The organism is Actinosynnema sp., assembly GCF_052038725.1.
In genome coordinates this window covers 1-7,242 of sequence record NZ_JBQGCX010000876.1, presented here as the reverse complement: position 1 = coordinate 7,242, position 7,242 = coordinate 1, and the positions used below count along the sequence as shown (strand labels likewise).

10 protein-coding genes and 1 riboswitch are annotated in these 7,242 nt (G+C 75.8%); of the genes, 4 read left to right on the top strand and 6 right to left on the bottom strand.

Annotation, left to right across the window (positions count from 1 at the left end):
* The coding region (locus tag ACTUAL_RS18075; protein ID WP_440901089.1) for a zinc-binding dehydrogenase at positions 1–193 on the top strand (193 nt) is incomplete at its 5' end.
* Positions 194–622: 429 nt separating this feature from the next.
* On the opposite strand, the gene ACTUAL_RS18070 is transcribed toward ACTUAL_RS18075, so the two are convergent.
* Positions 623–1,192 (bottom strand): TetR/AcrR family transcriptional regulator, encoded by a 570-nt coding sequence (locus ACTUAL_RS18070; protein WP_096491271.1) that lies wholly within the window; start codon positions 1,190–1,192, stop codon positions 623–625.
* A gap of 136 nt (positions 1,193–1,328) precedes the next feature.
* Here ACTUAL_RS18070 and ACTUAL_RS18065 point away from each other — a divergent pair, with 136 nt between their 5' ends.
* Complete coding sequence (locus tag ACTUAL_RS18065) at positions 1,329–2,033, top strand: alpha/beta fold hydrolase (protein ID WP_440901088.1); 705 nt, start codon at positions 1,329–1,331, stop codon at positions 2,031–2,033.
* A 5-nt stretch (positions 2,034–2,038) separates the two neighbouring features.
* On the opposite strand, the gene ACTUAL_RS18060 is transcribed toward ACTUAL_RS18065, so the two are convergent.
* Positions 2,039–2,629: a TetR/AcrR family transcriptional regulator gene (locus ACTUAL_RS18060; protein ID WP_440901087.1), complete on the bottom strand. Its 591-nt coding sequence runs from the start codon at positions 2,627–2,629 to the stop codon at positions 2,039–2,041.
* Between the two features lie 84 nt (positions 2,630–2,713).
* Between ACTUAL_RS18060 and ACTUAL_RS18055 the strand changes: the two genes are divergently transcribed.
* Complete coding sequence (locus tag ACTUAL_RS18055; RefSeq protein WP_440901086.1) at positions 2,714–3,451, top strand: SDR family NAD(P)-dependent oxidoreductase; 738 nt, start codon at positions 2,714–2,716, stop codon at positions 3,449–3,451.
* A gap of 85 nt (positions 3,452–3,536) precedes the next feature.
* Positions 3,537–4,355, top strand: a complete 819-nt coding sequence (locus ACTUAL_RS18050; protein ID WP_440901085.1) for a class I SAM-dependent methyltransferase — start codon at positions 3,537–3,539, stop codon at positions 4,353–4,355.
* Between the two features lie 15 nt (positions 4,356–4,370).
* Here ACTUAL_RS18050 and ACTUAL_RS18045 read toward each other — a convergent pair whose 3' ends face one another.
* The 4 genes from ACTUAL_RS18045 to thiO all read right to left on the bottom strand — a co-directional run bounded on the left by ACTUAL_RS18045 (position 4,371) and on the right by thiO (position 6,849).
* Positions 4,371–4,790 carry a MarR family winged helix-turn-helix transcriptional regulator gene (locus ACTUAL_RS18045; RefSeq protein WP_440901084.1) on the bottom strand — a complete coding sequence of 140 codons (420 nt, stop codon included), beginning with the start codon at positions 4,788–4,790 and terminating at the stop codon, positions 4,371–4,373.
* An 84-nt stretch (positions 4,791–4,874) separates the two neighbouring features.
* A complete protein-coding gene (locus ACTUAL_RS18040) occupies positions 4,875–5,645 on the bottom strand; it encodes a thiazole synthase (RefSeq protein WP_177154471.1) in 771 nt (256 codons plus the stop codon).
* Positions 5,646–5,647: 2 nt separating this feature from the next.
* Positions 5,648–5,845 (bottom strand): sulfur carrier protein ThiS, encoded by a 198-nt coding sequence (thiS, locus tag ACTUAL_RS18035; protein WP_096491264.1) that lies wholly within the window; start codon positions 5,843–5,845, stop codon positions 5,648–5,650.
* Positions 5,842–6,849: a glycine oxidase ThiO gene (thiO, locus tag ACTUAL_RS18030; protein ID WP_096491263.1), complete on the bottom strand. Its 1,008-nt coding sequence runs from the start codon at positions 6,847–6,849 to the stop codon at positions 5,842–5,844. Before thiO ends, thiS begins: the two co-directional genes overlap by 4 nt.
* Positions 6,844–6,955: riboswitch (TPP riboswitch) on the bottom strand. (Overlaps the previous gene by 6 nt.)
* Between the last annotated feature and the right edge of the window lie 287 nt (positions 6,956–7,242).

The following is a 7,242-nucleotide window of genomic DNA, read 5'->3' as shown; positions in this document are numbered from 1 at the left end:
GCGGGAGGTGACCGTCTCGGCGACGCAGGTCAGGGCGAGCGGGGCGCAGCTGGCGGAGCTGGGCGCGCTGCTGGGGTCGGGCGCGGTGCGGGTGGGGGTCGACAGCGTCTTCCCGCTCGCGGACGCCGCCGCCGCGCACGCCAGGGCGGAGCGCGGGCACATCCGGGGCAAGATCGTGCTGGCGGTCGACTAGCCGTCGGTGGCGAGGCGGCGGGCGCTCGGGAGACGCCGGGGCGCAGGCGATGACGAAGTCGCAGATCCCCGCCGTTGGCTTGGCCGAGGCTCGCCGAGGCGAAGCCTCCGGTGGCCACCCCGGTGCCGCCGCGGCACTTCGCGACCGGCGTTTCCCCGCTCGCGCCCACCTCGCCGATCACCAGACGGGGCGGACCGCTGCCGGGGCTCCCCCGCGCTCGCGATCGTGGCGAGGAGCGCCGCGACGGCGAGGACGAAGGCGCGGGAGAACAGCCCGACCGGCACGACCGGAACGGGTTGTCGATCCCCACTCGGGACCGCGCGGGACCGGCCCCCTCCCTGCTGGCGCGAACGCGCGGCGGGGAACCGGGGTGCGGACCGGTTCACGCCGCGGGGCGAGACCCCCTCACCGGGCACTACCGCTCGGGCACTACCGCTCGGGCACTACCGCCTCGACGGCCCGGCGGAGGGTGGCGCGCACGAGCGCCGGGTCGTCCAGGTCGCCGCCGGACAGGGCGCCGTCGCGCAGCAGGACCAGGACGCGGGCCACGTGGTCCGGGTCCGGGCAACCGGCCTCGGCGGCCAGCTCGCGCAGGCGTCCGGCGAACCAGCGGCGGTGCTCGTCCACGACCGCGCGGACCGGGTGGGCCGGGTCGGGGTGCTCGGCGGCGGCGTTGAGGAACTGGCAGCCCCGGAAGCCGTCGGCGCAGGTCGCGTCGCCGACCTCGGCGAGCATCGCCACGAGCGCGGCGCGCGGCGGGCGGCCCTCGGTGAGCGCGGCCATGCCCTCGCGGATGCGCAGGCTCTCCTCGGTCAGGTACGCGGCGACGAGGTCGTCCTTGGCCGGGAAGTGGCGGTAGAACGTCGCCCTGGTGACGGCGGCCTGCTTGACCAGGCGGTCCACCCCGACCGCGTGGACGCCCTCGGCGTAGAAGAGGCGGGTCGCGGTGCGCAGCAGCCTCTCCCTGGGGTGCTCGTCCCGGACCTGGGCAGTCGTCATCCCCCCACCCTAGAGAAAGACCGGTCGTTCTGCACCGTGTGATCGCCCACGTTGACCACCGCGAGCGGAGGGCTAGTCTCGTCCAGAGGAAGAATGATCGTTCTTTCTACCGCAACGGACGCGAGGAGTCCCCACCATGAGCACCCCCACCGTCGTCCTGGTCCACGGCGCGTTCGCCGACTCGTCCAGCTGGACCGACGTCGTCCGCAGGCTCCAGGCCGAGGACGTCCCGGTCGTCGCCGTCGCGAACCCGCTGCGCGGCCTGGAGCCCGACGCCCGCTACGTCGCCTCGGTCGCCAACGGCGTCGAAGGCCCGGTCGTGCTGGTCGGCCACTCCTACGGCGGCGCGCTGATCACCCGCGCGGCGCGGGACGTCGCAGGCGCGAGGGCGCTGGTCTACGTCGCGGCGTTCCAGCCCGACACCGGCGAGAGCGCGCTGGAGCTGGCGAACCGCTTCCCCGGCGCCAAGCTCGGCCCGGACACCCTGGACGTGCTCGTGCACGAGGGCGCGCCGGAGCTGTCGATCAAGCCGGGGGACTTCCGCGAGGTGTTCGCGGCCGACCTGCCGGAGAGCGCGACGTCCGTGCTGGCCGCCACCCAGCGCCCGGTGGCCGAGGCCGCGCTGGCGGGCGGGCTCGACGGCGAGCCCGCGTGGCGCTCGCTGCCGTCGTGGGCGCTGGTCGCGAACCAGGACAACGCGATCCCGGCGGCCTCGCAGGAGTTCATGGCCGAGCGCGCCGGGTCGACCACGACGCGGGTCGACGCCTCGCACGCGGTCGCGGTGTCCCGGCCGGAGGTGGTGGCCGAGCTGGTGCTCGCGGCGGTGCGCGCCACCGGCTGAGCGCGCTAGGGCCTGGGCAGGAGCGCCAGCGCGGTGTCCGCCGCGCTGGTCACGGCCTCCGCGCCCAGGCCCGCCTTCCCGACCGCCTCGACGCCCCGGACCACGACCAGCAGCAGCGACGCCAGCGCGTCCGGGTCGGCTCCGGGGGCGAGGTGGCCGCAGCGCTGGGCGGCGGCGATCTCCCGGCTCAGCAGCCCGAGCACCGCGCGCAGGGTGGTGGCCGAGCGGTCGGCGACGGACTCGTCGGACGCGGCCAGCTCGGCGGTCCCCTTGGCCTGGAAGCAGCCCCGGCGCCCGACGTCGGCGGCGGTGTTCGCGGCGACGAAGCGGACGTAGGCCTCCAGCCTCGCGAGCGCGCCCTCGTCCGGGCCGCTCAGGTGCTCCTCGGCCAGGGCGACGATCGCCCCGCACCAGTCGTCGAAGACGCGGTGGAACAGGGCCTCCTTGTCGCCGAACGCCCCGTAGAGGCTGCCCTTGCCCAGACCGGTGGCGCGGGCGATGTCGTCCATGCGCGTGCCCGCGAACCCGGTGGTCCAGAACTGCTCCCGCGCCAGCTCCAGCACCTGGGTCTCGTCGAACTTCCTGGGCCTGGGCACGGCGCCGAAACTACCCGTTCTTGACTCGTTCGTCCACAACCGGCTAGGTTCTGGACGATCCATTCCAGAACGAGGGGTTCACCCATGCCGGGCGTGTTGCAGGACAAGGTCGCCGTGATCACCGGGGGTTCCAGCGGGATCGGGCTGGCCATGGCCCACCGGTTCGCCGCCGAGGGCGCGCGGGTCTTCGTCACCGGGCGGGACGCCGAGCGGCTCGACGCGGCCGTCGCCGCGATCGGGGCCGCCGCCACCGGGGTGCGGGCCGACGTCGCCGACCCGGCCGCGCTGGACGCGCTCTACGAGCGGGTGCGGGCCGAGGCCGGGCGGGTCGACGTGCTGGTCGCGAACGCGGGCCTGGCGGCCGACGCCCCGCTCGGCGAGCACACCGAGGAGGGCGTCGACCTCACCCTCGCGGTGAACGTGAAGGGCACGCTGTTCACCATCCAGAAGGCGCTGCCGCTGCTGTCGGCGGGCGCGTCGATCATCGTGATCGGGTCCAGCAACAGCACCCGGCCCAACCCGGCCCTCGCGGTGTACAGCGCGTCCAAGGCCGCGGTGCGGAACCTGGTGCGCAACTGGGCGGCGCAGTCCGAGGAACGGCAGTTCCGGATCAACGTGCTCAGCCCCGGCCCCACCCGCACGCCCGGCCTGATGCGCGCGGGCGGGCCGATGATCGAGCAGTACGTGCGGGAGCAGGTGCCGCTGGGGCGGATGGCCGAGCCCGAGGAGATCGCGTCGGCGGCGCTGTTCCTGGCCTCGGACGCGTCCTCGTTCGTCACCGGCGTCGAGCTGTTCGCGGACGGCGGTCAGGCGCAGGTCTGACCGGAGCGGGCCCGCGCTCGTCGCACCGGGACCGCTGTGCCGGAAACCCCTGTCGCGCCAACGGTTCCGGTCTACGCTCGGGCCGATGGATCGCGTGCGCGTGACGCTCACCGGAGCGCAGGAGACGATGCTGGCCACGCTGCACGGACGAGCGCTCGACAGCGCCCGCCCCAACTCCGTCCTGAACGACGCAGCAGCCGCCGAGGCCGTCGCCCGCCTCGACTACGACTTCCCCGGCACCGGCATGACGACGACGTCCGCCGTCGGCGTCGCCATCCGGGCCTGGCAGCTCGACCGGTGGTTGCGGCAGTTCCTGGCCGCGCGCCACGGGGCCACCGTCGTCCACCTCGCCTGCGGCCTGGACACCCGCGCCCACCGCCTCTCCCCCGGCCCCGACGTGCGCTGGGTGGACGTCGACCTGCCGGACGTCGTGGCGGTGCGGGAGAAGGTGCTCCCGCCGCCGGGCGGGGACTACCGGCTCGTCGGGGCGTCCGCGACCTCGCCCGAGCTGTGGGAGTCGATCCCCGACGACCGGCCGACCGCGGTCGTGTTCGAGGGGCTGTCGATGTACCTGTCCGGCGCGGAGGTGGAGGGGCTGGTCCGGCGGGCCGTCGGGCGGTTCCCGTCCGGGGAGCTGATGTTCGACGTCTACGGCACGATCGGCATCAGGCTGCAGAAGCTCGTGCCGCCCGTGCGGCGGTCTGGGGCGGTGCTGCGGTGGGGGCTGGACGACCCGACCGGGCCCGAGGCGTGGGGGCTGGAGCTGGTGGAGTCGGTGCGCAGCACCGAGCTGCCGATGCGGGACCGGCTGCCCGTGGCCGGGCGGGTGCAGCTGGGGATCGTCGGCGCGATCCCGAGGCTGCGGGACGCCGGGCGGCTGGTGCGCTACCGGTTCCCCGCGTAGCGCACCGGTCCGCGCCTACTCCTCGACCAGGGCCTCCAGCGCGCCCAGCGCGCCCACGAGCGCGTCGCGGTGCTCGGGGCTGAGGGTCTCCAGTCGGGCCCTCAGCTCCTGCACGCGCGCGGACCGCACGCCGGACACCATCGCGACCCCCTCGTCGGTCGGACTGGCCAGCCAGGCCCGACCGTCCTGGGGGTCCGGTTCCCTGCGCACGTACCCGGCCTCGACGAGCGTCGCCACGATCCGGGACCGCGTCGGCGGCGCGACGCCCACCTTGTTCGCCAGGTCCCCCAACCGCATCGGGCCGCAGCGCGCCAGCGTCGCCAGCGCCGAGACCGCGCCGGGGCCGAGCCCCGGTGAGCCGGTCCGGCGCAGCAGCCGGGAAAGCCTGCCGATCGTGAGGTACAAACGCGCGGTGGCGTCCTCCAGGTCGGTCACCGGCGGCCCCTCCTCCGGACAAAACGGGTGTTCAGCATCCATCATGCCGGGTGCCCCCTGCACCACCGACAAGCCGATCACCGTTCAGGCGTCCGGCGCAGGGCTGGACGCGTGCGCCCAGAACCGCTTCGGCACCCGGCCCGCCAGGCGCGCCCACCTGCCCGCGCGCACCGCCGACCGCATGGCGGAGGCCATCAGCTCGGGGTCCTGCGCCCTGGTCACGGCCGTGGCGAGCAGCACGGCGGCGCAGCCGAGCTCCATGGCGAGCGCGGCGTCGGAGGCGGTGCCGACGCCCGCGTCGAGGATCACCGGGACCGACGCCCTGGCGACGATCAGCTCCAGGTTGTGCGGGTTGCGGATGCCCAGGCCCGTGCCGATCGGCGAGCCGAGCGGCATGACGGCGGCGCAGCCCGCGTCCTCCAGGCGCAGGGCGAGGACCGGGTCGTCGTTGGTGTAGGGCAGGACGGTGAAGCCGTCGGCGACGAGGCGGCGCGCGGCGTCGAGCGTCTCGACCGGGTCGGGGAGGAGGGTGCGGTCGTCGGCGTGGACCTCCAGCTTCACCCAGGACGTGCCGAGGGCCTCGCGGGCGAGCCGGGCGGTGAGGACGGCCTCGGCGGCGGTGCGGCAGCCCGCGGTGTTGGGCAGGAGGTCGATGCCGAGGCGGCGCAGGAGCTCCAGGACACCGGTGCCGCCGGAGCCGTCGGCGCGGCGGAGGGCGACGGTGGTCAGCTCGGTGCCGGAGGCGCGCAGGGCGCGTTCGAGGGCGGTCAGGTTGGTCGCGCCGCCGGTGCCGGTGATCAGGCGGGAGGTGAACTCGCGGTCGGCGATGCGGAGGGGGTCGGAGGGGTCGGTCACGGTCAGCCTCCCTGCACGGCGGTGATGACCTCGACGCGGGCGTGCTCGCGCAGCGGCCGGTCCCAGGCGGCGCGCGGGACGACCTCGCCGTCCACGGCCACCGCGACGCCGGTGGTGGGCGCGCCGAGGGCGGTGACGGCGTCGGCGACGGTGGCGCCGTCGGGGAGGTCGCGCTCGACGCCGTTGAGCCGGGCCCTCACGCCGCCTCCCCGAGCAGCTCCACGACGCGGCGCGCGGTGACGGGGGCGAGCAGGACGCCGTTGCGGTGGTGGCCGGTGGCGGCGAGGACGCCGGGTTCGAGCCAGTCGATCAGCGGGGTGTTGTCGCGGCTGCCCGCGCGGAAGCCGACGGAGGTCTCGGCGAGCGCGTACTCGGTGAGGGCGGGCCAGACCTCCTCGGCGTCGGTGAGCAGGTCGAGGACGCCGCGCACGCGGACGGTCGGGTCGAACCCGGCCTCGTACTGGGTGGCGCCGACGAGCAGGCCGGAGCGGGTCTCGTTCGGGACCAGGTAGACGGCGCGACCCCTCACCTGGGCGCGGATGGTGCGCTCGGGGGCTTCGAGCGCGCCGGGTCGGGCGAGGAGGGTGAGGATCTCGCCCTTGACGGGGTGGATCACGTCGCGCAGGGCGGGGTGCAGCTCGGCGCTCCAGGCCCCGGCGGCGATGACGGTGGTCGAACCGTCCACTTCGGACTCGGCGACGCCGGTGAAGCGCACGCCCGCCTCGGCGCAGGCGGTCCGCAGGGCGGCGAGGAGGGTGCGGGCGGAGACGGCGAGGTCGCCGGGGATGTTCAGTCCACTCCGGACGGACGGCCCGAGCCCAGGTTCCCGCTCGCGCAGCCCGGCCGCACCGAGCACCTGGAACTCCAGGCCGTGGGCGGCGAGGTGCGCGGCGTGCTGGTCGAGGACGGCGGCGTCGGCGGCGTCGACGGCGGTGACGAGGGTGCCCGCGGTGTTGAGCCGCACGCCCAGCTCGCGGGCGAAGCCGGGCCACAGGCGGATCGACTCCAGGCCGAGCGCGAGCACCGCCTCGTCACCGGGCCACGCCTCGCTGACCGGCGCGAGCATCCCGCCCGCCACCCACGAGCCCGCGTGCGCGGACCCCCGATCGCGAACCGCGACGGCGAACCCGGCCTGAGCCGCCCGCCAGGCGATCGACAACCCGATGACACCGCCGCCGAGGACGGTCACTCGCTTGCGCGCCACAGCACTCACGCTCCCTGCGCCGGCATGACCCGGATCAGGTTCGACGGTCGGAGCGCCTCACGCTCCCTCTCAGTCCGGTACTCCCCGGACTCCCGTGCGGACCACCGCCACCGTAGCGCAGCGGGGGCGGGCGGGGTTCTGGAGCGCGGGTGAGGGCTTCGGCGGTGCGGGTGGAGGGGCGGGGGCGGCGGCGCGGGTGGAGGGGGTCGCAGCTGACCGGGGGGCGAGATCGGCCGGGGTGCAGGTGGTCGCGGGGGCGCAGGTGGTCGCGGGGACGCAGGCGCGGGGGCGGGGGCGGCTGGGGCCAGGTGGCGGGGGCGACCGGGGGCGGGGGCGACCGGGGGCGGGGGCGACCGGGGGCGGGGGCGTCCGAGGGCGGGGGCGCCCGAGGGC